The organism is Vibrio sp. 397 (genome assembly GCF_033339395.1).
In the GTDB taxonomy this organism is placed as follows: domain Bacteria; phylum Pseudomonadota; class Gammaproteobacteria; order Enterobacterales; family Vibrionaceae; genus Vibrio; species Vibrio alginolyticus.
Genome location: NZ_JAWOUN010000019.1, coordinates 33,243 through 56,278, shown reverse-complemented (window position 1 = coordinate 56,278; position 23,036 = coordinate 33,243). Strand labels below are relative to the sequence as shown.

Here is a 23,036-nt window from a genome sequence, read left to right as displayed (position 1 = left end):
AATCAGCTCTGCATGTAAGCCTGGAGCTAAAATTCAACAAGTAAGCGATCATTATCTAACATTTAGAGCAATTTGTCTTCAGGATGTAGGAGTACGCATGGAGTTCAGTGTAAAAAGTGGCAGTCCAGAGAAACAACGTAGCGCATGTATCGTTGTTGGTGTGTTTGAACCACGTCGCCTTTCTCCAGTAGCCGAACAACTTGATAAAATCAGTGACGGTTACATCAGTTCACTACTTCGCCGTGGTGATCTAGAGGGTAAACCTGGTCAGATGCTGCTACTGCATCAAGTACCAGGTGTTTTGTCAGAGCGCGTTTTACTTGTCGGTTGCGGCAAAGAGCGTGAACTTGGCGAGCGCCAGTACAAGGAAATCATTCAAAAGACGATCAGCACACTTAACGAGACAGGCTCAATGGAAGCAGTATGTTTCCTAACTGAACTGCATGTTAAGGGTCGTGATACATACTGGAAAGTGCGCCAGGCTGTAGAAGCGACTAAAGATGGTCTATACACATTTAATCAATTCAAGAGCGTGAAACCTGAGACTCGCCGCCCACTGCGCAAGCTTGTTTTCAACGTACCAACGCGTCGTGAATTGAACTTGGGTGAAAAAGCAATCACTCATGGTCTTGCTATCGCATCAGGTGTCAAAGCCTCAAAAGACCTTGGCAACATGCCGCCAAACGTAGCTAATCCAGCTTACCTTGCTTCTCAAGCTCGTCGTCTAGCGGACGATTACGAAACCGTAACCACCAAAATCATTGGTGAGCAAGAGATGGAAAAACTGGGTATGACCTCTTACCTAGCAGTAGGCCGTGGTTCTAAAAACGAATCTATGATGTCTATCATCGAGTACAAAGGTAACCCTGACTCGGATGCAAAACCGATTGTGCTCGTAGGTAAAGGTCTAACCTTCGACTCAGGCGGTATCTCTCTAAAGCCGGGCGAAGGTATGGATGAGATGAAGTACGACATGTGTGGTGCGGCATCGGTATTCGGTACAATGAAAGCTCTGGCGAAGCTAAACCTACCAATCAACGTTATTGGTGTTCTAGCGGGCTGTGAAAACATGCCTGGCAGCAACGCTTACCGTCCAGGTGACATCCTTACAACCATGTCTGGTCAAACTGTAGAAGTTCTGAACACGGATGCGGAAGGTCGTCTCGTTCTTTGTGACGCACTGACTTACGTAGAGCGTTTCGAACCAGACTGCGTGGTTGACGTTGCAACGCTAACTGGTGCTTGTGTTATCGCACTAGGCCACCATATCAGCGGCGTAATCTCTAACCACAACCCTCTTTCTCATGAGCTAGTAAACGCTTCTGAGCAAGCGAGTGACCGTGCATGGCGTCTACCAATGGCAGACGAGTACCACGAACAGTTGAAGAGCCCGTTTGCGGATATGGCAAACATTGGTGGTCGCCCTGGTGGCACAATTACTGCGGGTTGCTTCTTATCTAAGTTCGCGAAGAAGTACAACTGGGCACACGTCGATATCGCAGGTACCGCGTGGAAATCAGGCGCAGCGAAAGGCTCAACGGGCCGTCCTGTCTCAATGCTTGTCCAATTCCTTTTGAACCGCAGCGGCCAAGAGACAGAAGAGTAATTTCTGAACAGAATCTAAAAGGGCCGCAAGGCCCTTTTTTATTATCCTAATTTTCTAAAATGAAAGTGGGACTTAAGATGGTCTTAGGAAGAGACCCAAGGCAAGTGAGAGAATGATGCAAACTGCAACCTTCTACATCATTAACGAAGAGAGCCCGCAAGCAACGGTGGCTGGCTTTGAAGAATACATCGTGTTTTTGGCTCAGCACTTTGCTCGCCAAGGCGCTAAAGTGTATTTAAACTGCCAAGACAAACCACACGCCGAGCAGCTCGCTGAAGCCTTTTGGCAAGTTGATGCAGACAAGTTCATGGCACATAACCTCGTAGGCGAGGGACCGAAATACGCCACCAATATTGAAATCGGCCATGAAGGTGTAAAACCTAATTGGAACCGTCAGCTGGTAATTAATTTGGCGGAAAATGAGACAACCTTTGCGAACAAGTTTGCTCAAGTGGTAGACTTCGTGCCCTGCGAAGAAAAAGCTAAACAACTCGCAAGAGAAAGATATAAAATTTACCGTCAAGCAGGTTACCAACTGCAAACGATCGAAATTCAATATCCTTAACGGTCAATCCTTATAGTTAAGGCGATCTTGTTAAGATCCCTCACTTATAAAGATTGACTAAGATTCAACCATCAACGTATCCATTAAAAGAGCGCTATGGAAAAGACATACAACCCAACTTCAATCGAACAAGCTCTGTATCAGACTTGGGAAGAGAAAGGCTACTTTAAGCCACACGGTGACACTACTAAAGAATCATACAGCATCATGATCCCGCCACCGAACGTCACTGGTAGCCTACACATGGGCCACGCGTTCCAAGATACGATCATGGATACGCTTATCCGTTGTGAACGTATGAAGGGTAAAAACACCCTTTGGCAAGTAGGTACTGACCACGCTGGTATCGCAACTCAGATGGTTGTTGAGCGTAAGATCGCTGCAGAAGAAGGCAAAACAAAACACGATTACGGTCGTGAAGCTTTCATCGACAAAATCTGGGAATGGAAAGGCGAATCTGGCGGCACTATCACTAAGCAGCTTCGTCGTCTTGGCGCATCTGTAGACTGGGATCGTGAACGCTTCACGATGGACGATGGTCTATCTAACGCCGTTCAAGAAGTGTTCGTACGTCTATACGAAGACGATCTAATCTACCGCGGTAAGCGTCTAGTTAACTGGGATCCAAAGCTACACACAGCGATTTCAGATCTAGAAGTAGAGAACAAAGACACTAAAGGCCACATGTGGCACTTCCGCTACCCACTAGCAGATGGCGCTAAAACAGCGGATGGCAAAGACTACATCGTTGTTGCAACGACTCGTCCAGAGACCGTGCTAGGCGATACGGGTGTTGCAGTTAACCCAGAAGATCCACGTTACAAAGATCTTATCGGTAAAGAAATCATCCTTCCTATCGTTGATCGTCGCATCCCAATCGTGGGCGATGAGCACGCAGATATGGAAAAAGGTACTGGCTGTGTGAAAATCACACCTGCGCACGACTTCAACGACTACGAAGTAGGTAAGCGCCACCAGCTACCAATGATCAACATTCTGACTTTCGACGCAAACATCCGTGATGCTTCTGAAGTATTCAACACCAACGGCGAAGCAAGCGACGCTTACAGCACTGAGCTACCAGCTAAATACCACGGTATGGAGCGTTTTGCCGCTCGTAAAGCTATCGTTGCTGAATTCGACGAGCTAGGCCTACTTGAAGAAGTGAAAGATCACGATCTACAAGTTCCTTACGGCGACCGTGGTGGCGTGGTTATCGAACCAATGCTAACTGACCAATGGTACGTACGTACTGCGCCTCTAGCGAAAACTGCAGTTGAAGCAGTAGAAAACGGCGACATCCAATTCGTTCCTAAGCAGTACGAAAACATGTACTTCTCTTGGATGCGTGACGTTCAAGACTGGTGTATCTCTCGTCAGCTATGGTGGGGTCACCGCATCCCAGCTTGGTACGACAACCAAGGTAATGTTTACGTAGGTCGCACTGAAGAAGAAGTTCGTAAGAACAACAACCTAGAGTCAGTCATTGAACTTCACCAAGACGAAGACGTACTGGATACGTGGTTCTCTTCTGCACTATGGACGTTCGGTACTCAAGGTTGGCCAGAGCAAACTGACGATCTGAAAGTATTCCACCCTTCAGACGTTCTAGTAACTGGTTTCGACATCATCTTCTTCTGGGTTGCGCGCATGATCATGATGACCATGCACTTCGTGAAAGACGAAAACGGCAAGCCACAAGTACCATTTAAAACGGTTTACGTTACTGGTCTAATCCGTGACGAAAACGGCGACAAGATGTCGAAGTCGAAAGGTAACGTACTTGACCCAATCGACATGATCGATGGTATCGACCTAGAGTCTCTCGTAGAGAAGCGTTGTGGCAACATGATGCAGCCTCAACTAGCGAAGAAGATCGAGAAGAACACTCGTAAGACGTTTGAAAACGGTATCGAAGCATACGGTACAGACGCACTGCGTTTCACTCTTGCAGCAATGGCATCAACAGGTCGTGATATCAACTGGGATATGAAGCGTCTTGAGGGTTACCGTAACTTCTGTAACAAACTATGGAACGCAAGCCGTTACGTAATGATGAACACAGAAGAGCAAGATTGTGGCTTCAACGGTGGTGAGATTGAATACTCACTAGCAGACAAATGGATCGAGTCTCAGTTTGAACTTGCAGCGAAAGCGTTCAACAACCATATCGACAACTTCCGTCTAGATATGGCTGCGAACACGCTTTACGAATTCATCTGGAACCAATTCTGTGACTGGTACCTAGAGCTAACTAAACCCGTTCTATGGAAAGGTACTGAAGCGCAACAGCGTGGTACTCGCCGTACACTAATCACGGTACTTGAGAAGACTCTACGTCTGGCTCATCCTGTGATTCCTTACATCACTGAAACTATCTGGCAAAGCATCAAGCCACTAGTTGAAGGTGTAGAAGGTGAGACAATCATGCTTCAAGCACTGCCTCAATTCGACGAAGCAAACTTCAACCAAGAAGCGCTAGATGATATCGAATGGGTGAAGGCGTTCATTACCAGCATCCGTAACCTACGTGCTGAATACGACATCAACCCTGGTAAGCCGCTTGACGTTATGCTGAAAGCAGCAAATGCAGAAGATGCCTCTCGTCTAGAAGCAAGCAAGCAAGTACTGATGTCACTAGCGAAGCTAGAAGCAGTACGCGTGCTTGAAGCTGGCGAACAAACTCCTGCATGTGCGACAGCACTGGTTGGTAAGTCTGAGCTGATGATCCCAATGGCAGGTCTGATCGACAAAGATGCTGAGCTTGCTCGTCTAGATGGCGAAATCAAGAAGACTCACGGCGAAATCAAGCGTATCGAAGGCAAACTAGGTAACGAAGGCTTCGTAGCGAAAGCACCTGAAGCAGTTGTTGCTAAAGAGCGTGAGAAGCTTGAAGGCTACAAAGAAACGCTAGCTAAGCTAGAAGAGCAGAAGACAACGATCGCTGCGCTTTAAGCCTCAGTGAAAGAGAAGAATTAGCACTTCTCACTTTTTGGTTCAAAAGGTTGGTCATCATGGCCAACCTTTTTTGTATACATTTCACCAAAACCATCATCAATAGCTTCCCCCTATCACAACAATACTCATTACCCATTAGCATTAATGAGAATTATTATCGATAATAAGCTCATCGAAACAAACACGATTGAGTAATTATCATGAAAAAGACACTAACTTTCGCAGCACTGCATTTTACTATCGCATTTAGTGTCGCTTACGTACTCACAGGCGACATTCTAATTGGTAGTTTAATTGCCATGATTGAGCCTTCAGTGAACACCGTAGCCTTCTACTTTCATGAAAAGGCATGGGCAAAAGTCCCAGCACTTAAAGCTCGTCAGTGGATGACCAAATTAAAAACCGCAAGCTTTGCGACCGTGCACTTCAGCGTCGCTTTTACCGTGGTTTACTTACTAACAGGTGATGCATTTGTCGGCGGCGTAATGGCGATGCTAGAGCCAAGTTTGAACACGGTGGCTTACTACTTCCACGAGAAAGTATGGATGCGTAAATCATCAGAAAAAGCTCCAGCACCGCAGTTTTGTTTACATCACCACGCTTAAATATGGAGGCTCACTACGTCTCCTAACGAGAAAAATGACATTTACCATTGACAAGGTTGCGCACCGCAATTAATTTAATTGCGGTGCGCAACTTTATTTTTAGAGGTAAGTGATAATGAACGCTCGTCAACTTCGACACTACTCCCGTCAAGCCGTCCGATTGCTTGGTATGCTTGATAAACAATGCGGCGATGTCGCTCTCACTCCAGTGCAAGCGCACGCATTGGGTGAAATCCAATTGCAGCCATTGACCATCAATCAGCTGGCACAGCAGCTTAATGTCGACAAGTCCAACGCGAGCCGAACCGTTACTGGTTTGATTAAATTAGGTTTGGTCGAGAGCATCGAAAACCCAAAAGACAAACGTAGTCAACTCGTAGCGATTACAGAGCAAGGCCAGCAGGCGTTATCACAACTGGACCAACAGCAAAACCACTTCTTTGAACAACTGCTTACCCAACTCGATGACAGCGAGCAAGAGCAACTCAAACTTGGTCTAGAGACTTACCTAAAAGGGCTAACAAAAGTGTGTCAGTCTGAGGAATACGTTCTTCGACCTCTTACTAAAGCAGACAACCCGCAAGTCGCAGATGTGATTCGTAAAGTCTCTGCAGAATACGGCTTAACCGCAGACAAAGGTTATGGTGTGGCCGATCCAACGCTTGATGATATGTATTCGGTTTACAATCAATGCGGGGCCGCCTATTGGGTCATTGAACATCGCGGAGAGATCGTTGGTGGCGGTGGCTTTGCCCCTTTAGCTGGCGAGCCAAATGTGTGTGAACTACAAAAGATGTACTTCTTACCTCAAACACGAGGACACGGTTTAGCCAAACGCATCGTCGCATTGAGCTTACAATTGGCGAAACAATTTGGGTATCAGCAGTGCTATTTAGAGACAACTGAATGTCTGAGAGAAGCGGTAAGCTTGTATGAAAAGCTAGGCTTTGAGCATCTCGATGCCCCGCTTGGACAAACAGGGCATGATGCATGTGAAGTCGTAATGCTTAAGATGCTGTAATAGATAATATTATTAGACGTTAAAGCACAACATGGGTAACACAAAGCTCCTGGCTCAAGGCAACAGTGAAGTTTTGGTGCTGCCCATCCAACTCAACAGACAACTGGTAGAGATCACTTGGATCAGGATCAGTAAGATCGGCATACTTTGGCGCTTCTATCTGGAATAAAGCGCTCGCATGCTCCGCTCGGACATCAATAGGAATATGGTAAGTCATACCATTAAACTTAACCGATGCAGAGACCAGACCCGGCGCAAAAGTTTGATAGTACAAGTCTACTTTAAACTCGCAACCACCACCGTGGTGCCAAATCTGCTCGGTTGCCACGCGGTCTAAACGTACATTGCGAATGAACTGCAGATACGGTTCTTGCCATACCCCTAAGCGCTCATCACTTTTTTTATATTCATGATCGGACAGAGAGCACAGCTCAGGTTTATCTTCATCAAACAGAAGATCCTCTTCTTCCTCTAAGAACAAGATTTCAAAGCGGTTACGCCCCATTTGCATGAACGGACGAATGTCTTTCTTGTAGACATTTTGAGAACCGTCACAGTCGAACAATGCTACTCCGTTCAAACGCACTTCTGCATGGTAATCCACACCACCCAACACCATTTCTACCGCTGGGAATGCCATCATGGATTCGTCCACTTCAATGTCATGCATCAGGTGCCACTCTTGCTGACGAATTGCTTCTTCTGTCAGTTCAGCTGGCAATACCTGACTCAAAGGAGCAGGGAAAGTAATGTCATCCTGTGGGATAGAAAGGTCCGTCAGTGGAGAGACTTGCCATAAACCGGCGAGTGAGAGTTGCATATACACCTTGAGCTAGATCAATTTTCACGCATTATAGGGAGAAATCCCCTATAAACTCAATGTGAATTATTTATCGCCTCCACATTCGTCAGTTTTTCAAGGTATAAAAAAACCAGCGTTAAACGCTGGTTTTTCCAAAAGTAGTGAGCTTTGATTACTCGTCGTCTTCATCTTCTTCAGGGTAAAGCGCATCTTCGCCTTCGTAGTACGTACCCCAACCGTCATAGATGATGTCGTATTTTTCTGCCAAGTAAATCAATTTTTCAACTTGCGCATCAATCGCTTCTGCGTCTAGTGCGGACTCCATAGTCGCATCACAGCAAAGCAACTTGTTACCATCTTCATCTTCAGTTTCTTCTGCTTCAAGAACTTCAAAGCCCATCTTGAATGCTTCAACTACCGCTTTTTCTAGCGTGTCAAAATCTTCTGCAAACAGGTGGTGCTCAATTTCGTATAGCGAATCTGGATCGCTGCCATCTTCTAGCAATGCTGCAATGATATCGCGAGTCTCTTCCTTTTGAATCTCAATTAATTCTTCTACTGATAGATATTCATCTTCGTGAGACATGTTTTGGCTCCAGATTAGTTACTTGATGGAAACACAATACCCGATACTGAGTATGCTGATCCGGTGAAATATGGCATGGATTGCGATGAAAAGCCACAAACAAACATCATACCACTGCGATTCTTATCGGTTATTTGAATCTAAATATTAAACCGACCACACAAAGAAACAAAAAATTAACAAAGAATGGCATTTTTTAATATTCAGAACATCCTAATTGACACTTAATGTGGTTATTTTCTCTTTCTATGCGTGTTTATGATGCTTTCTTGAATACACTCACGTGTAAAACGAAGAAGCATAACGAATAAATTCACTTTAATAATGCATAATTTAGAATAAAAATGCACGTTTTATGCACTGTGCGTGTATTCTTTCTCAACGGGAAAATTAGAATAAAAACGCATGCACTCTAACTTTAGTAAAATAGCATTTATATCTAATAATAAATTTCATAAGAATCAAAATAAAAATAAAAAACTCACAAAACCAGAAACACCAGAATATAAACAAAGCTTGATAACTTGCATCTTTCTAGGAAGCTTGTCATAACTAATGGCTGGAAAATTTGTAAGGATACAAAATGAGCAAGCTGTACGTTGGATCAGAAGTTGGTCAACTTCGACGAGTTCTATTAAATCGCCCTGAACGCGCCCTAACCCACTTAACTCCGTCAAACTGTCATGAGTTGCTATTTGATGACGTTCTTGCTGTAGAAGCGGCAGGTGAAGAGCACGATGCATTCGCACGTACGCTGCGCGAGCAAGACGTTGAAGTGCTTCTCCTCCACGATTTACTGGTCGAAACCCTCGCTGTTCCAGAAGCAAAACAATGGCTGCTGAACACTCAGATTTCTGACTTTCGCTACGGGCCAACATTTGCGCGAGACCTACGCCAATACTTTTCAGAAATGGATGATGAACATCTTGCCTGCATCTTTTTAGGTGGCTTAGCATACTCAGAGCTACCGATCTCCTCATCTTCTATGCTGCCAAAAATGAAGCGTCCTCTCGACTTTGTTATTGAGCCACTGCCTAATCACCTCTTTACTCGTGATACCTCATGTTGGGTTTATGGCGGCGTTTCTCTTAACCCGATGATGATGCCTGCACGCCAACGTGAAACAAACCACCTACGTGCGATTTATCGTTGGCACCCAATTTTTGCTGGCCAAGATTTTATCAAATACTTCGGTGACGATGATCTGCATTATGATAATGCGAATGTCGAAGGCGGTGATGTGTTGGTTATTGGTAAAGGTGCAGTTCTTATCGGTATGTCTGAGCGTACGACTGCACAAGGTGTAGAGAACCTTGCAGCAAGCCTATTTAAAGCAGGCCAAGCTACCGAGGTGATTGCAATTGATCTGCCTAAACACCGCTCATGTATGCATTTAGACACCGTGATGACCCATATGGATGTAGATACTTTCTCTGTTTACCCAGAGATCATGCGCAAAGATCTCGACACATGGCGCTTAACACCAAAAGGCAACGGTGAAATGCATGTTGAAGCCTCACATAACTATCTGCACGCGATTGAGTCCGCTCTTGGCTTAGATCAGCTGAAAATCATCACCACTGGTGGCGACAGCTATGAAGCGGAACGCGAACAATGGAATGATGCCAATAACGTTCTAACTGTAAAACCGGGCGTAGTAATTGGTTACGAACGCAACGTATACACCAACGAAAAATACGATAAAGCTGGCATCAAAGTACTGACAGTACCTGGTAACGAGCTTGGTCGTGGTCGCGGTGGCGCTCGCTGTATGAGCTGTCCAATAGAACGAGACGATATATAACTTACTCGTCCCTTTACATTAGGTGAATCAAAACTAAGGTTGATGTGAATACATCAACCTTTTTTAGCTTTAATTAAAAATAATTATTCACAATAAAAGCATTTATATGTTTTAATAAATTCTATTAATCTAATCACATGTACTAAGGGACGAGCTATGGCTTTCAATTTACGTAACCGCAACTTTTTGAAGCTATTGGACTTCTCAACCAAAGAAATCCAGTTTTTGCTCGAACTGTCTGCAGAGCTGAAAAAAGCTAAATATGCAGGAACAGAGCAGAAGAAACTTCAAGGTAAAAACATCGCACTAATCTTTGAGAAATCTTCGACTCGTACCCGATGTGCGTTTGAAGTCGCTGCCTTTGACCAAGGTGCTCAAGTCTCTTACATCGGCCCTTCTGGCTCGCAGATCGGTCATAAGGAATCGATGAAAGACACAGCTCGTGTTCTTGGTCGTATGTACGACGGGATTGAATACCGAGGCTTTGGCCAATCCATTGTTGAAGAGCTTGGTACTTATGCTGGTGTTCCAGTGTGGAATGGTTTAACGGATGAGTTCCACCCAACCCAGATCCTTGCTGACTTCCTGACCATGCAAGAGCACGGCCGTGGTAAACAGCTGCATGAAATAACCTTCGCTTACCTAGGTGATGCGCGCAACAACATGGGTAACTCACTTATGGTGGGCGCAGCGAAAATGGGCATGGATATTCGCCTTGTCGCGCCAAAAGCGTTCTGGCCTGAAGAAGAGCTCGTGGCAACTTGTCAAACTATCGCGCAACAAACCGGTGCAAAAATCACGTTAACAGAAAGCGTTGAGGAAGGTGTGAAAGGTTGTGACTTCCTATACACCGACGTTTGGGTGTCTATGGGTGAGTCTGCCGAGGCATGGGATGAACGTGTAGCGTTAATGACACCTTATCAAATCAATATGGACGTGATTGAGCAAACGGGTAATCCACATGTGAAATTCATGCACTGCCTTCCAGCTTTCCACAATGATGAAACCACCGTCGGCAAAGAAGTCGCTGAAAAATACGGTATGAAAGGCCTTGAAGTAACAGAAGAGGTATTTGAATCGGAATACTCCATCGTATTCGACGAAGCTGAAAACCGTATGCATACCATCAAAGCCGTGATGGTTGCGACGCTAGGAAGCTAAACCAGTGCGCAAAAACAGCCGATAAAAACCATGATGTAATCGCTTGCGCTCACGAAAGTTAAGCGTATAATGCTCGGCAATTTGTCTGAGGATTAAGAAATGACCACGCTGATTGCTGACGTAAAAACGCGATTTGCTCTCGCTAAGCGACTACGCTTACGTGGTGTTATTTTCGTTAATTCTATTGAATTTTAAAACCTCCCCATTGGGGAGGTTTTTTTATGTCCAAAATTCCTTTCGGTTATTTGGATGTAGTCATCAATGTTATAGGGAAGAAGATCATGGCGAACTCGCTTTACCAGAAGCACATCATCTCTATTCCAGAGCTTTCACGCGAAGAACTGGAACTTATCGTAGAAACAGCAGGTAGCCTTAAAAAAGCACCTCGACCAGAACTGATTAAAAACAAAGTCGTTGCAAGTTGTTTCTTTGAACCATCAACACGTACACGTTTATCGTTTGAAACAGCGATTCAGCGCATTGGTGGTGACGTGATTGGCTTTGATAATGATGGTAATACCTCTCTGGCGAAAAAAGGCGAAACACTCGCAGATTCAGTACAAGTCATCTCTTCTTACGTCGATGCCTTTGTGATGCGTCATCCACAAGAAGGCGCCGCTCGCTTGGCCTCTGAATTTTCAAATGGCGTGCCAGTGATCAACGCGGGCGACGGTGCAAACCAACACCCAACTCAAACGCTACTCGACCTATACACCATCGCGGAAACACAAGGGCGTCTAGACAACCTGAACGTCGCATTCGTAGGTGATCTAAAATATGGCCGCACAGTGCACTCACTGACTCAAGCCTTAGCAAAGTTTAACAACATCCGCTTCTTCTTTGTTGCACCAGATGCGCTGGCAATGCCAGATTACATCTGCGAAGAACTAGACGAAGCTGGCATTCAATATAGCCTACACACAGACATGGAAAGTGTGATTCCTGAACTGGATATTCTGTACATGACACGCGTACAGAAAGAACGCTTTGACGAATCGGAATACGCACATATTAAGTCGGCTTACATCCTAACGGCGGCACTACTAGAAGGCGCACGTGAGAACTTGAAAGTACTGCACCCACTACCACGTGTGGATGAAATCACAACTGATGTTGATAAAACGCCTCATGCTTACTTCTTCCAGCAAGCTCAAAATGGCGTGTATGCTCGCCAAGCACTGCTGGCGCTTGTTCTAAACGAAACACTGTAATCGAGGGGAAAAATCATGGCTAAAGAAACTCAATTGCAGGTAGAAGCAATCAAAAATGGTACGGTCATCGACCACATCCCTGCGCAAATCGGCATCAAAGTATTAAGACTGTTCGATATGCACAATTCATCACAACGCGTAACGATTGGACTGAACTTGCCATCATCAGCACTCGGTCATAAAGATCTACTCAAAATCGAAAATGTGTTTATCAATGAAGAGCAAGCGAGCAAGCTAGCGTTGTATGCTCCTCACGCGACCGTGAATCAAATCGAGAACTATGAAGTGGTGAAAAAGCTCGCGTTAGAGCTTCCTGAGCGCATCAATGATGTATTTGAATGCCCGAATTCAAACTGTATTTCTCATAATGAACCAGTAGAAAGCAGCTTTAGCGTGTTCGAGAAGAAACAAGAAATCCGCCTAAAGTGTAAATACTGCGAGAAAGTGTTCTCACGCGAGATCGTAACCGAGCGATAAACACGCCGCACGACTAGGCTGTGATACGTTTAAAATACCCTGCAATGTCAGGGTATTTTGCTCTTTACCTACCGAGGGTTTAGAGGCAAACTGAGAATCTTTATTCCCTACAACTGATGGAAAAAATCAAATGACGAAAGTACTTCACACTGAGTCTGCACCAGCAGCAATCGGTCCTTACGTTCAAGGCGTAGATCTAGGTAACATGGTTCTTACTTCAGGCCAAATCCCAGTAAACCCAGCGACAGGTGAAGTGTCTGCTGATATCGCAGAACAAGCTCGTCAGTCTCTAGAAAACGTAAAGGCTGTAGTTGAATCTTCAGGTCTTAAAGTATCTGATATTGTAAAGCTAACGGTTTTTGTTAAAGACCTAAATGACTTTGGCACAGTGAACGAAGTTTACGGCAAGTTCTTTGATGAGCACGGCGTAGCAAACTACCCTGCACGCTCTTGTGTAGAAGTGGCTCGCCTACCAAAAGATGTTGGCATCGAGATTGAAGCAATCGCTGTTCGCAAATAATTGCACTTGCTGACAAACATAAAAAAACGGGTAGCTCAGGCTACCCGTTTTTTATTGTCTTTTCGTGATGATATCGCAGTAAAACTTAAGCAGCGTTGCGCTGTTTGACTTCTTCATCTAACGATTCAAGCTTCTCTTTCATCTGTTCACGACAGATATTCGCTAACTCGCGAATGCCCTCTTTACCATAGCCTTCAGTGCTGATTGGAGGTAGCATTTCAACAATCACATGACCATTGTTCCAACGGTTCAGCTTAATTTTATTCGTCGAGCTACATACGATAGGAATGATTGGCACACCTGCACCAATTGCCGCATGAAAAGCACCTGTTTTGAATGGCAGCAAACCACGTCCACGAGAACGCGTGCCTTCTGGGAACATCCACACCGAAACATCACTTTCTTTCATGCTGCTCACGACCTGATCGATAGTACCTTTTGCTTTAGAACGATTCGCTCGGTCAATCAGAATGTTACCCGTAAGCCAGTAAAGCTGACCAAACAGTGGCATCCAAGCCAAGCTCTTTTTACCTACTGTCACAACTTTCGGAGTCACAGCCGCAGAAACAGTAAACATGTCCCAGTTGTTCTGGTGGTTAGCAATGTAAACATGTTGGCCGCGTGAATACGCATCTTCAGGGATACGCAACTCTAACTTAATCCCAAACACACGAGACATCTTGGCAAACAAACGGCCAAAAGTGAAAACGTGCTTAGGGTTTCTAGGGCTTAATAGGCAGTAACCACAACCACCAATAAACATAACAATCGCAAAGATAGCGACAGCAAATACACGTAACAGTGCAATCATTCTTGTTCTCCAGGAACCGGCTTTTGCCAGATACAGCTATTAATATCTCTCTTTCCATAAAGGGAAAATATGGTCATGAGAGTGATATAAAAAAGCCGAAACTCAGGTTTCGGCTCTCTTGATATCCAAGTTACCTGCGGTGCAGTTTAACTTGCCTAGCTCACTCGCTCAATATTTGCGCCAAGTGCAGCCAGTTTATTTTCGATTTTGTCGTAACCACGGTCGATATGGTAAATACGATCAACGACGGTTTCGCCTTTAGCAATGCAACCTGCAATAACCAAACTAGCCGAAGCTCGTAGATCGGTTGCCATCACTTGCGCACCGCTAAGTGACTCAACATCACCACAGATAACCGTATTGCCTTCGATCTCAGCTTTAGCGCCCATACGCATGAGTTCTGGTACGTGCATAAAGCGGTTTTCAAAGATAGTCTCAGTGATTACGCCGCCACCTTTCGCCATCATGTTCAGTAGCGTAAATTGAGCTTGCATATCCGTCGGGAAACCAGGATGTGGCGCAGTACGTACACTTACCGCTTTTAGCTCGCGGTCGGTCATATCAACGGAGATCCAATCTTCACCCGTTTCGACAAGCGCGCCAGCTTCTTCCAGCTTGGCGAGAACCGCTTCAAGCAAATGAGCATTAGTGTTGCGACATACCACTTTACCGCCAGATACTGCTGCTGCGACAAGGAATGTTCCCGTCTCAATACGGTCAGCAACCACGTTGTGTTTACAACCGCCTAAGCGCTCAACACCTTCAATCGTAATGGTATCTGTGCCAGCGCCAGAGATTTTTGCGCCAAGCTTATTTAGGAAATCAGCGGTATCGACGATTTCAGGCTCACGCGCAGCGTTATCTAGTGTTGTTGTGCCTTCCGCCAGCGCTGCGGCACACATGATGGTGATCGTCGCGCCTACGCTGACTTTATCCATCACGATGTGCGCGCCTTTTAGACGACCATCCACTTCTGCTTTCACATAACCATCTTCTAATGTAATGGTTGCGCCAAGCTGCTCTAAACCAGAAATATGCAGATCCACAGGACGGGCACCGATGGCACAACCGCCTGGTAAAGAAACCTGACCTTGACCAAAGCGCGCCACCAAAGGACCTAAAGCCCAAATAGAAGCACGCATGGTTTTCACTAAATCATAAGGCGCGCAGTATTCTGTAATACTGCTTGGATCAACATGAACAGAGCCATTGCGGCTTACTTTCGCGCCTAAACGCTTAAGCAATTCCATAGTTGTGTCGATATCACGAAGGTGTGGTACGTTTGCCACTTCTACTGGCTCTTCCGCCAAGATAGACGCAAATAAAATCGGCAGTGCTGCGTTTTTTGCACCTGAAATGGTCACTTCACCAACTAGTGGTTTATCTGACCCAATAACTCGAAACTTTTCCATCAATAAACCTTAAAGCGACATCAATTTCTTATCACGAGCCCACTCTTCTGGTGTGAACGCTTTGATTGATAATGCGTGAATGTCGTTACGCTGGATGTATTCCATCAGAGGAGCATAAATTAACTGCTGCTTCTTAACGCGGCTCATTCCATCGAAACAAGCATCAACAGCAACCACTTCATAGTGGCTACCTTCACCTTTCACATGCACTTCTTGAAGGTTTAGTGCTTCTTCTAATAACTGTTGTACTTTTGCGCTATCCACAATTTACCCCTGATAATTCTGTATGTGTTTGGCCACTAAAGATTCAACATTGCTCAGTTGAAACAAAGTGCGCAGTTGCGCCGGCACGAAACTGAGCATTATATGACAGTTTTGCTTTTTTGCATGCTCTAATAAGTGGATTAACATCACCATTCCTGCAGAGTCGACTCGCTCTATCTCTTTTAGCGAGCATTCCAGCTCCGATTGAGCAGGTTGCCATTGCTGTGCATACGCCCACAATGAAGGCACTGTATCTCTATCAAGTGCCCCTGTTAGCTTAAGAATGTTTTGATCCAATTGCCACTGAGCGGGAGTCTGGGCCATTATTTCTTCGCCTCGAAGCGGATCGGTTCTGCGGCCAATTTTTCTAAGTCTTTAGCAACAGATAGAATGCCTTCTTGACGAATTTTACTGTTCCATTCGGATTGTTTACTAGAAAGCAAACTAATGCCCTCTGCAATCATATCGAATGCTTCCCACTCACCAGACTGGTTGTCTTTACGCAGTTTAAACTCAAGTTTGATGTTTGGACGCGGAGTATCGATGATATCAACTTTAATGCTTGTAATACGCTTAGAGTCATCAATGCTAGGCTCAGGACCAAACTCAATTTTTTGGTCAGAGTATTGCGTCAACACTTGTGCATAAGACGCAATCAGGTAAGCACGAAATGCATCGATAAACTCAAGTACATGTTCACGCTTAGCACCTTTTAAGTTTGGACCAAGAAGTTTTAACCCTGCATAGCGGTAGTTGACGTAAGGCATTAGCTCTTCTTCAACGATCACTTTAAGTAAATTTGGATCTTGTTTGATTTTCGGCTGTTCGGCTTTCAATCTTTCGAACGTGACTTCAGCTACCTGCTTCATCATCTTATAAGGTTCAGTTTTATCCACCTCTGCTGCTGTTGTTCCAAAGACGCTAAACACAGCACAAACTGAAAGTAGTAATCTCGCTAACATAGTTATTCCTTACTTGAGTCGTCTGAACCACCTACGCTGTATAGTACTTGACCAATTAAGTCTTCAAGCACAAGCGCCGATTTGGTGTCTTCGATGGTATCACCATCCACCAGCATGACTTCATCATCAAAAACGAAGCCAGGTACTAAACCAATGTATTGCTCACCAATCAGGCCAGATGTCAAAATTTGTACGCTCGACGTTTCTGGGAACTGATTGTATTTGCTATTGATAGATAGTGTTACAACTGGCAATAAGTTGTCTGGGTTAAGCGAAATACTACTTACTCGACCAATCACAACGCCCCCCACTTTTACGGGAGAACGAACTTTTAAACTGCCAATATTATCGAACTCGGCTTTGAGGGTATAAGTATCACCAGAGCCAATGCTTTTTACGTCAGCAACTTGAAAAATCATCACAAGAATCGCGCAAATTCCCGCTAATACAAAGCTGCCAACCCATAATTCAGTTTTACGTGTTTGTTGCATGATTAATTCCCAAACATCAATGCGGTCAGTACAAAGTCTAATCCTAGTACTGCTAAAGAAGAATGCACAACAGTGCGCGTAGTTGCTCGGCTGATCCCTTCCGATGTTGGAATAGCATCATAACCGTTAAATAGAGCGACCCAAGTAACCGTAATTGCAAACGCAAAACATTTGATCATACTGTTACCAATGTCTTGCCCTAGCTCAACAGAGGACTGCATCGCTGACCAAAAACTGCCGTGATCAACGCCTTTCCAGTCAACACCAACAAGCTGAGCGCCCCAAATTCCCACAGCCATGAAAATCATAGCCAGTAAAGGCATTGAGATAACCCCAGCCCAAAACCGTGGTGCAATCACTCGTTTCAATGGGTCTACCGCCATCATTTCAAGGCTAGACAGTTGTTCCGTTGCTTTCATTAGACCTATCTCTGCGGTTAACGCAGAACCGGCACGACCAGCAAACAAAAGTGCAGTAACAACGGGTCCTAATTCACGGAGTAACGAAAGCGCTACCATTTGCCCCAAACTGCCTTCTGCGCCGTAATCCACCAACACAACATAGCCTTGTAGACTCAAAACCATTCCAATGAACAGACCAGATACTACGATGATCGCCAGCGACTGAACACCAACAGAATAAAGTTGCTTAACAAGCAGAGGAAAGCTTCTGATCGGTTGTGGCTTAGAAAATAGCGCCCCAATCAACATGAAAGTCGCACGACCAAATGCTCCGCAAATAGAAAGCGTGCGTCGACCCAGCGAGGCGACAAAGTGAATGAAGTTATCGACCATCAAATAAGTCCTTTTCGATACTTTGAGAAGGGAAACGAAACGGTACAGGACCGTCGGCATCACCTTGTAAGAACTGCTGGACACGAGGATCAGAGTTTTGAGTCAGCTCTTCTGGCGTACCATAGGCGATGATTTTTCCATCGGCCATCAGGTATACCCAGTCAGCAATACTCATGACTTCAGGTACGTCGTGAGAAACCACAATAGAGGTCAAACCTAACGCTTGGTTTAGATTGCTAATTAGCTCAACCAAAACGCCCATAGTGATTGGGTCTTGCCCCACAAACGGCTCATCGTACATGATCAGGTCAGGATCAAGTGCGATTGCACGAGCCAAAGCAGCGCGTCTTGCCATACCACCTGAAAGCTCACTCGGCATTAATTGCGCCGCGCCGCGCAGACCGACAGCTTCGAGCTTGAGTAACACCATGGTGCGAATCAAATCTTCCGATAAATCGGTATGCTCTCTCAATGGAAAGGCGACATTATCAAAAACATTCAAATCAGTGAATAAAGCCCCTGACTGGAACAACATGCTCATTTTCTTTCGAGCATGGTAGAGTTTTTTACGCGAGAGAGAGGGAATATTGTCGCCATCAAACCAGATCTCTCCTTGCTCGGGATACAACTGACCACCAATCAAACGCAGCAGTGTTGTTTTACCAATTCCCGATGGTCCCATAATGGCCGTCACTTTGCCCTCAGGAACATGCAGATCAATATCATCAAAGATCATGCGTTCTCCCCGTGAAAAAGTGAGGTTGTTCACGGTGACTAAATCGTTGTTCGACATATCATCTCTTCTACTGTAGGAGCGTTGCAACTCACGGAATCATCAAGCAGATACTCATCGGAGTTGAATTCTACGTTTAATAAAGTAACGTCGGTACATTTATTAGGCTGCAATCATAAGCACATTGGCGTTGAATTTAAAGCACTGTTCAATTAAATAAAGTCGAGTATATCCCTGCAATTTCTCATGGTTTATGACCGAATTAGCACGAAGTGTTTAAATCCTAGACCAGAATTGCTCATTTAAATGAGTGAGATTTACATACATTTTCGTTACTAACCTTTAATTTATTCTTCGTTTATCTTCCATTTTAGGCCGCAAAAGGTCAAAATTAGCGGTTATTCATTTTACTTATTTAATACTTAGGAATTCTCATGCTCGAAGCCGTTGCGTTGCTTATAGTCGGTCTTGTTTTGCTTGTTTGGAGTGCAGATAAACTTGTTTTTGGCTCTGCAGCGATAGCCCGCAACGTCGGTATTTCCCCGCTTGTCATCGGCATGACAATCCTCGCGATGGGCTCATCCGCCCCTGAGATGATGGTATCTGCAACCGCTGCTTGGGATGGCAAAACAGATACAGCGGTGGGTAACGTATTAGGCTCAAACATAGCGAACATTGCGTTAATCCTAGGTATTACAGCGCTGATCAAGCCTTTGTCGATTAGCTCCGCCGTCATCCGCCGAGAACTTCCACTCATGATAGCCGTAACCGTACTCGCTGGTATTCTGCTTTGGAATAGCCATCTCGGTTTTTATGAGGGTGTCTTATTGTTTGTACTCTTTGGGGCATTTTTATTTGCTATGTTGCAAATCAGCCGCAAAGAGCAAAAATCAGGTGATGTTTTTCTTGATGACCAAGAGTCAGAGATCCCAGAAGGCGTCAGTAACCCTAAAGCAATCATGTGGGTGGTTATTGGCTTGATACTGCTTCCTTTGGCAGCCAGCATGCTGGTTGATAACGCGGTAATTATTGCTAAACACTTTGGTATGAGCGACCTTGTTATCGGTCTAACTATTATCGCCATTGGCACTAGCCTGCCAGAACTAGCCGCATCACTTGCGGGAGTTTTAAAGGGTGAAGACGACATGGCTGTCGGTAACATTATCGGTTCGAATGTGTTTAACATTCTGGCGGTAATGGGGATTCCTGGCATCATTAATCCATCGGTGCTCAGTGAGTACGCGATGGGACGTGACTTCTGGGTCATGTTAGGCGTTTCATTGTTACTTGTCGCGATGTGTTTGGGTAAATCACGCAGTATTAACCGTATTGAAGGTGCCATCTTGTTTGTGTGCTTCTTAGGTTACCAAGTGTACTTATTCGCAAACATGACCGCTTAATTACTACGATCAATAAGTAGAGATCTGATATGTCCAATCAATTTGATTTTCGCGCTGCTGCTAAACAAGTTCTTGATATCGAAGTTGCTGCTCTGCAAGAGCTAGATACCTACTTTGATGATCAATTTGAAAAAGCGTGTGAACTTATCCTTTCCAACAACGGCAAAGTTGTCGTTATGGGTATTGGCAAGTCAGGCCATATTGGTAACAAGATTGCCGCCACTCTGGCAAGCACTGGGACTTCGGCGTTTTTCGTTCATCCAGGCGAAGCCGCACATGGTGACTTGGGTATGATTAGCCCTGGTGACATTGTGCTGGCAATTTCTAACTCTGGTGAATCAAACGAAATTCTGTCTCTATTTCCAGTATTAAAGCGCCTGAATATTAAGATCATCAGCATGACAGGTAAGCCAGAATCAAATATGGCCAAGCTGTCTGACTTACACCTGCAAATTACGGTACCTCAAGAAGCTTGTCCGTTAGGCCTGGCGCCAACTAGCAGTACGACTGCCACATTAGTGATGGGAGATGCATTAGCCGTAGCTCTGCTTCAAGCTCGTGGTTTTTCTGCCGAAGATTTTGCCCTATCTCACCCAGGTGGTGCACTGGGGAGAAAACTGCTACTTAAGTTGTCTGATATTATGCACTTTGGAGAAGCGTTACCTAAAGTTTCTCCTGACGCATTAATTCGCGATGCCCTGCTTGAAATTTCAGAAAAGGGGTTAGGCATGACAGCCATCGTCGATGAGCACGATGCTATGCTTGGTATATTCACCGATGGTGATTTACGTCGTACCTTAGACAAGCGTATCGATATTCATACGACGGCAATTGGCGAGGTCATGACGACAAACCCAACCACAGCACACCCTGATATGCTGGCGGTTGAAGGTTTGAACTTGATGCAGAATAAAAACATTAACGCTCTGATTTTATGTAAAGACGAAAAAATTGTGGGTGCACTGAACATGCACGATTTACTAAAAGCTGGCGTGATGTAATATCAGCACAAACATTTAAATCATTTATTAGACGAATAAAGGCAATGGTCAGGGAAGTACTGAGCTAAACGATAGGCCTTCATTATATGAGTTTTACTCGCCTTATTTATTTGCTCTTGATCTTCGTTGTAGCGTGGTGCGGTTATTACCTACTAACCCCTAAAGGCAACGACGCAATTCAAGTAGCACCAGATTCTGAACTGCCCATGTTCAGTGGTTCTGGATTAGAAAACATCACCTACGGTGAAGATGGTGTCCGCAGTTACATCATTCGCTCCACTAACTTAGACCATTATGCTAAGAGTGGAGATACTATTTTTAATAACCCGACTTTGATGGTTTACCGTGAAGGTAGCGTCATTGAATGGAAGGTGACTGCCACAAGAGCAGTGTTAGATGAAGACCAAGTTTTGACTTTATATGACAAAGTCTTAATGCAAAATCTTCTGCCTGGTGCAAGTTTTGATACCATGGCAACAGACAAATTGGTCATTAATCTAACCAATCGTGATTTTAAAGCTGACCAACAAGTGATGTTGGTTGGACCACAATTTGAAACTACTGGAGGCGCAATGCAAGGCAACTTAAAACAGCATACCGCGACTCTGACAGATGAAGTTCAAGGTCGATATGAAACCGTTACACCTTAGCCTACTGGCACTGGTATTGGCGGCGCCTCAAGCGCTGGCACTCAAGTCGGATACTCAACAGCCGGTTTACATAAACTCTGACACCCAACAGGTGGATATGAAGAGTAACCAGGTTGTTTTTGAAGGCGATGTATCTCTTAAGCAAGGGAGCATCAATATCGATGCTGATAGAATCGTGGTAACTCGCGATCCTAAAACCGAAGCAATTAAACAGATTCAAGCATTTGGTAAACCTGCGAAGTTTTCTCAGCTGATGGACGATGGTAAAACACTTAGTGGTCAAGCTACAGAGTTGGATTACCGTATTTCTACAGACGAACTGACCATGAAAGGTCAAGCGCAGCTGGCGCAAGACAACAACACCATCAAAGGTTCTTCGATTCGTTACCAAATTGGTAAACAAAAGCTAGTCGCAGATAGCTCTAAGGAAGAGCGCGTTACGACCATTTTGCAACCCAATCAGATAGAGAACTAATATGGCAGTACTGAGTGCGAAAAACTTGGCGAAAAGCTACAAAAAACGCAAAGTCGTCACTGATGTTAGCTTAGAAGTTGAATCTGGTCAGATTGTTGGGCTGCTCGGTCCAAACGGTGCGGGTAAAACCACTTCGTTTTACATGATTGTCGGCTTAGTACCTCGCGATGAAGGCACCATTACCATTGACGACAATGACATCAGTATTTTACCGATGCATAGCCGTTCACGCCTTGGCATTGGCTATCTTCCGCAAGAAGCGTCGATTTTCCGTAAGCTTTCAGTAGAAGATAACATCATGGCCGTACTTGAAACTCGTCAAGAAATGACGAGGGAAGAGCGCCAAGATAAACTGGAAGATTTGTTGGAAGAATTCCACATCCAGCACATCAGAACCAGTGCTGGTATGGCACTATCAGGGGGTGAGCGACGCAGGGTGGAAATCGCTCGAGCTTTAGCGGCCAACCCTCAGTTCATTTTATTGGATGAACCTTTCGCTGGTGTTGACCCAATTTCGGTTAATGACATCAAGAAAATCATTGAGCATCTGCGCGATCGTGGTCTCGGAGTGTTAATCACTGACCATAATGTACGTGAAACACTGGACGTATGTGAAAAAGCCTATATCGTGAGCCAAGGGCACCTAATTGCATCGGGAACTCCGGCAGAAGTTCTCAATAATGAACAGGTGAAACAAGTTTATCTCGGCGAACAATTCCGTCTATGA

At 44.9% G+C, this 23,036-nt stretch carries 26 protein-coding genes; 16 read left to right on the top strand and 10 right to left on the bottom strand.

Annotated features, from left to right (window positions below):
• Window positions 1-97: 97 nt before the first annotated feature.
• The 5 genes from pepA to R7P36_RS21480 all read left to right on the top strand — a co-directional run bounded on the left by pepA (window position 98) and on the right by R7P36_RS21480 (window position 6,755).
• Window positions 98-1,606 (top strand): leucyl aminopeptidase, encoded by a 1,509-nt coding sequence (gene pepA, locus R7P36_RS21500; protein ID WP_005381073.1) that lies wholly within the window; start codon window positions 98-100, stop codon window positions 1,604-1,606.
• A gap of 115 nt (window positions 1,607-1,721) precedes the next feature.
• Complete coding sequence (locus R7P36_RS21495; protein WP_031777270.1) at window positions 1,722-2,171, top strand: DNA polymerase III subunit chi; 450 nt, start codon at window positions 1,722-1,724, stop codon at window positions 2,169-2,171.
• Between the two features lie 96 nt (window positions 2,172-2,267).
• Entirely contained in the window at window positions 2,268-5,126 is a 2,859-nt protein-coding gene (locus tag R7P36_RS21490) for a valine--tRNA ligase (RefSeq protein ID WP_054579418.1), read from the top strand.
• Window positions 5,127-5,329: 203 nt separating this feature from the next.
• The gene (locus R7P36_RS21485) at window positions 5,330-5,734 is read left to right on the top strand and encodes a DUF2061 domain-containing protein (RefSeq protein ID WP_005381078.1); all 405 of its coding nucleotides are present in this window, start codon (window positions 5,330-5,332) and stop codon (window positions 5,732-5,734) included.
• 115 nt (window positions 5,735-5,849) lie between these two features.
• On the top strand, window positions 5,850-6,755 hold the full coding sequence (locus R7P36_RS21480) for a bifunctional helix-turn-helix transcriptional regulator/GNAT family N-acetyltransferase (protein WP_017821846.1): 906 nt from the start codon (window positions 5,850-5,852) through the stop codon (window positions 6,753-6,755).
• A gap of 19 nt (window positions 6,756-6,774) precedes the next feature.
• On the opposite strand, the gene R7P36_RS21475 is transcribed toward R7P36_RS21480, so the two are convergent.
• Both R7P36_RS21475 and rraB read right to left on the bottom strand, forming a co-directional pair.
• Window positions 6,775-7,575, bottom strand: coding sequence for a glycosyl hydrolase 2 galactose-binding domain-containing protein (locus R7P36_RS21475; protein ID WP_033906208.1), 801 nt, complete (start codon window positions 7,573-7,575; stop codon window positions 6,775-6,777).
• A gap of 154 nt (window positions 7,576-7,729) precedes the next feature.
• Window positions 7,730-8,143 (bottom strand): ribonuclease E inhibitor RraB, encoded by a 414-nt coding sequence (gene rraB / locus R7P36_RS21470; protein WP_054577136.1) that lies wholly within the window; start codon window positions 8,141-8,143, stop codon window positions 7,730-7,732.
• A gap of 583 nt (window positions 8,144-8,726) precedes the next feature.
• Between rraB and arcA the strand changes: the two genes are divergently transcribed.
• The 6 genes from arcA (at window position 8,727) to R7P36_RS21440 (ending at window position 13,316) form a co-directional block, all read left to right on the top strand.
• Window positions 8,727-9,947: an arginine deiminase gene (gene arcA, locus R7P36_RS21465; protein ID WP_005381082.1), complete on the top strand. Its 1,221-nt coding sequence runs from the start codon at window positions 8,727-8,729 to the stop codon at window positions 9,945-9,947.
• A 156-nt stretch (window positions 9,948-10,103) separates the two neighbouring features.
• Entirely contained in the window at window positions 10,104-11,108 is a 1,005-nt protein-coding gene (locus R7P36_RS21460) for an ornithine carbamoyltransferase (protein ID WP_005385520.1), read from the top strand.
• 99 nt (window positions 11,109-11,207) lie between these two features.
• A complete protein-coding gene (locus R7P36_RS21455) occupies window positions 11,208-11,303 on the top strand; it encodes a hypothetical protein (RefSeq protein WP_005381084.1) in 96 nt (31 codons plus the stop codon).
• 86 nt (window positions 11,304-11,389) lie between these two features.
• Window positions 11,390-12,319, top strand: coding sequence for an aspartate carbamoyltransferase (gene pyrB, locus R7P36_RS21450; RefSeq protein ID WP_005381085.1), 930 nt, complete (start codon window positions 11,390-11,392; stop codon window positions 12,317-12,319).
• Between the two features lie 15 nt (window positions 12,320-12,334).
• Window positions 12,335-12,796, top strand: coding sequence for an aspartate carbamoyltransferase regulatory subunit (pyrI, locus tag R7P36_RS21445; RefSeq protein ID WP_005381086.1), 462 nt, complete (start codon window positions 12,335-12,337; stop codon window positions 12,794-12,796).
• A 130-nt stretch (window positions 12,797-12,926) separates the two neighbouring features.
• Window positions 12,927-13,316, top strand: coding sequence for a RidA family protein (locus tag R7P36_RS21440; RefSeq protein WP_005381087.1), 390 nt, complete (start codon window positions 12,927-12,929; stop codon window positions 13,314-13,316).
• A gap of 85 nt (window positions 13,317-13,401) precedes the next feature.
• On the opposite strand, the gene R7P36_RS21435 is transcribed toward R7P36_RS21440, so the two are convergent.
• The 8 genes from R7P36_RS21435 to mlaF form a co-directional block, all read right to left on the bottom strand.
• Window positions 13,402-14,127, bottom strand: a complete 726-nt coding sequence (locus R7P36_RS21435; protein WP_005381088.1) for a 1-acylglycerol-3-phosphate O-acyltransferase — start codon at window positions 14,125-14,127, stop codon at window positions 13,402-13,404.
• Between the two features lie 155 nt (window positions 14,128-14,282).
• The gene (murA, locus tag R7P36_RS21430; RefSeq protein ID WP_005388419.1) at window positions 14,283-15,539 is read right to left on the bottom strand and encodes a UDP-N-acetylglucosamine 1-carboxyvinyltransferase; all 1,257 of its coding nucleotides are present in this window, start codon (window positions 15,537-15,539) and stop codon (window positions 14,283-14,285) included.
• A gap of 9 nt (window positions 15,540-15,548) precedes the next feature.
• Window positions 15,549-15,803: a BolA family iron metabolism protein IbaG gene (ibaG, locus tag R7P36_RS21425; protein WP_005381092.1), complete on the bottom strand. Its 255-nt coding sequence runs from the start codon at window positions 15,801-15,803 to the stop codon at window positions 15,549-15,551.
• Between the two features lie 3 nt (window positions 15,804-15,806).
• Window positions 15,807-16,127 (bottom strand): lipid asymmetry maintenance protein MlaB, encoded by a 321-nt coding sequence (locus R7P36_RS21420; protein ID WP_005381093.1) that lies wholly within the window; start codon window positions 16,125-16,127, stop codon window positions 15,807-15,809.
• Complete coding sequence (gene mlaC, locus R7P36_RS21415; protein WP_054579419.1) at window positions 16,127-16,765, bottom strand: phospholipid-binding protein MlaC; 639 nt, start codon at window positions 16,763-16,765, stop codon at window positions 16,127-16,129. Before mlaC ends, R7P36_RS21420 begins: the two co-directional genes overlap by 1 nt.
• Before the next feature lie 2 nt (window positions 16,766-16,767).
• On the bottom strand, window positions 16,768-17,256 hold the full coding sequence (mlaD, locus tag R7P36_RS21410) for an outer membrane lipid asymmetry maintenance protein MlaD (RefSeq protein ID WP_005381099.1): 489 nt from the start codon (window positions 17,254-17,256) through the stop codon (window positions 16,768-16,770).
• A gap of 2 nt (window positions 17,257-17,258) precedes the next feature.
• Window positions 17,259-18,050 carry a lipid asymmetry maintenance ABC transporter permease subunit MlaE gene (mlaE, locus tag R7P36_RS21405; protein ID WP_005381100.1) on the bottom strand — a complete coding sequence of 264 codons (792 nt, stop codon included), beginning with the start codon at window positions 18,048-18,050 and terminating at the stop codon, window positions 17,259-17,261.
• Window positions 18,040-18,843, bottom strand: coding sequence for a phospholipid ABC transporter ATP-binding protein MlaF (gene mlaF, locus R7P36_RS21400; protein ID WP_005388422.1), 804 nt, complete (start codon window positions 18,841-18,843; stop codon window positions 18,040-18,042). The genes mlaE and mlaF overlap by 11 nt, the downstream gene beginning before the upstream one ends.
• A gap of 374 nt (window positions 18,844-19,217) precedes the next feature.
• Here mlaF and R7P36_RS21395 point away from each other — a divergent pair, with 374 nt between their 5' ends.
• The 5 genes from R7P36_RS21395 (at window position 19,218) to lptB (ending at window position 23,036) form a co-directional block, all read left to right on the top strand.
• Window positions 19,218-20,183: a calcium/sodium antiporter gene (locus R7P36_RS21395; protein ID WP_005381102.1), complete on the top strand. Its 966-nt coding sequence runs from the start codon at window positions 19,218-19,220 to the stop codon at window positions 20,181-20,183.
• A gap of 29 nt (window positions 20,184-20,212) precedes the next feature.
• Window positions 20,213-21,184 carry an arabinose-5-phosphate isomerase KdsD gene (gene kdsD / locus R7P36_RS21390; protein WP_005381104.1) on the top strand — a complete coding sequence of 324 codons (972 nt, stop codon included), beginning with the start codon at window positions 20,213-20,215 and terminating at the stop codon, window positions 21,182-21,184.
• Window positions 21,185-21,270: 86 nt separating this feature from the next.
• The gene (lptC, locus tag R7P36_RS21385; RefSeq protein WP_005381106.1) at window positions 21,271-21,834 is read left to right on the top strand and encodes an LPS export ABC transporter periplasmic protein LptC; all 564 of its coding nucleotides are present in this window, start codon (window positions 21,271-21,273) and stop codon (window positions 21,832-21,834) included.
• Entirely contained in the window at window positions 21,815-22,309 is a 495-nt protein-coding gene (gene lptA / locus R7P36_RS21380) for a lipopolysaccharide transport periplasmic protein LptA (protein WP_005381109.1), read from the top strand. Before lptC ends, lptA begins: the two co-directional genes overlap by 20 nt.
• Window position 22,310: 1 nt before the next feature.
• Entirely contained in the window at window positions 22,311-23,036 is a 726-nt protein-coding gene (gene lptB / locus R7P36_RS21375) for an LPS export ABC transporter ATP-binding protein (RefSeq protein WP_005381111.1), read from the top strand.

Excerpts from the sequence above, each read along its gene's own strand:
- pepA (WP_005381073.1), top strand. The coding sequence starts at position 98 with ATGGAGTTCAGTGTAAAAAGTGGCAGTCCAGAGAAACAACGTAGCGCA.
- R7P36_RS21495 (WP_031777270.1), top strand. The coding sequence starts at position 1,722 with ATGCAAACTGCAACCTTCTACATCATTAACGAAGAGAGCCCGCAAGCA.
- R7P36_RS21490 (WP_054579418.1), top strand. The coding sequence starts at position 2,268 with ATGGAAAAGACATACAACCCAACTTCAATCGAACAAGCTCTGTATCAG.
- R7P36_RS21485 (WP_005381078.1), top strand. The coding sequence starts at position 5,330 with ATGAAAAAGACACTAACTTTCGCAGCACTGCATTTTACTATCGCATTT.
- R7P36_RS21480 (WP_017821846.1), top strand. The coding sequence starts at position 5,850 with ATGAACGCTCGTCAACTTCGACACTACTCCCGTCAAGCCGTCCGATTG.
- R7P36_RS21475 (WP_033906208.1), bottom strand. The coding sequence starts at position 7,575 with ATGCAACTCTCACTCGCCGGTTTATGGCAAGTCTCTCCACTGACGGAC.
- rraB (WP_054577136.1), bottom strand. The coding sequence starts at position 8,143 with ATGTCTCACGAAGATGAATATCTATCAGTAGAAGAATTAATTGAGATT.
- arcA (WP_005381082.1), top strand. The coding sequence starts at position 8,727 with ATGAGCAAGCTGTACGTTGGATCAGAAGTTGGTCAACTTCGACGAGTT.
- R7P36_RS21460 (WP_005385520.1), top strand. The coding sequence starts at position 10,104 with ATGGCTTTCAATTTACGTAACCGCAACTTTTTGAAGCTATTGGACTTC.
- R7P36_RS21455 (WP_005381084.1), top strand. The coding sequence starts at position 11,208 with ATGACCACGCTGATTGCTGACGTAAAAACGCGATTTGCTCTCGCTAAG.
- pyrB (WP_005381085.1), top strand. The coding sequence starts at position 11,390 with ATGGCGAACTCGCTTTACCAGAAGCACATCATCTCTATTCCAGAGCTT.
- pyrI (WP_005381086.1), top strand. The coding sequence starts at position 12,335 with ATGGCTAAAGAAACTCAATTGCAGGTAGAAGCAATCAAAAATGGTACG.
- R7P36_RS21440 (WP_005381087.1), top strand. The coding sequence starts at position 12,927 with ATGACGAAAGTACTTCACACTGAGTCTGCACCAGCAGCAATCGGTCCT.
- R7P36_RS21435 (WP_005381088.1), bottom strand. The coding sequence starts at position 14,127 with ATGATTGCACTGTTACGTGTATTTGCTGTCGCTATCTTTGCGATTGTT.
- murA (WP_005388419.1), bottom strand. The coding sequence starts at position 15,539 with ATGGAAAAGTTTCGAGTTATTGGGTCAGATAAACCACTAGTTGGTGAA.
- R7P36_RS21420 (WP_005381093.1), bottom strand. The coding sequence starts at position 16,127 with ATGGCCCAGACTCCCGCTCAGTGGCAATTGGATCAAAACATTCTTAAG.
- mlaC (WP_054579419.1), bottom strand. The coding sequence starts at position 16,765 with ATGTTAGCGAGATTACTACTTTCAGTTTGTGCTGTGTTTAGCGTCTTT.
- mlaD (WP_005381099.1), bottom strand. The coding sequence starts at position 17,256 with ATGCAACAAACACGTAAAACTGAATTATGGGTTGGCAGCTTTGTATTA.
- mlaE (WP_005381100.1), bottom strand. The coding sequence starts at position 18,050 with ATGGTCGATAACTTCATTCACTTTGTCGCCTCGCTGGGTCGACGCACG.
- mlaF (WP_005388422.1), bottom strand. The coding sequence starts at position 18,843 with ATGTCGAACAACGATTTAGTCACCGTGAACAACCTCACTTTTTCACGG.
- R7P36_RS21395 (WP_005381102.1), top strand. The coding sequence starts at position 19,218 with ATGCTCGAAGCCGTTGCGTTGCTTATAGTCGGTCTTGTTTTGCTTGTT.
- kdsD (WP_005381104.1), top strand. The coding sequence starts at position 20,213 with ATGTCCAATCAATTTGATTTTCGCGCTGCTGCTAAACAAGTTCTTGAT.
- lptC (WP_005381106.1), top strand. The coding sequence starts at position 21,271 with ATGAGTTTTACTCGCCTTATTTATTTGCTCTTGATCTTCGTTGTAGCG.
- lptA (WP_005381109.1), top strand. The coding sequence starts at position 21,815 with ATGAAACCGTTACACCTTAGCCTACTGGCACTGGTATTGGCGGCGCCT.
- lptB (WP_005381111.1), top strand. The coding sequence starts at position 22,311 with ATGGCAGTACTGAGTGCGAAAAACTTGGCGAAAAGCTACAAAAAACGC.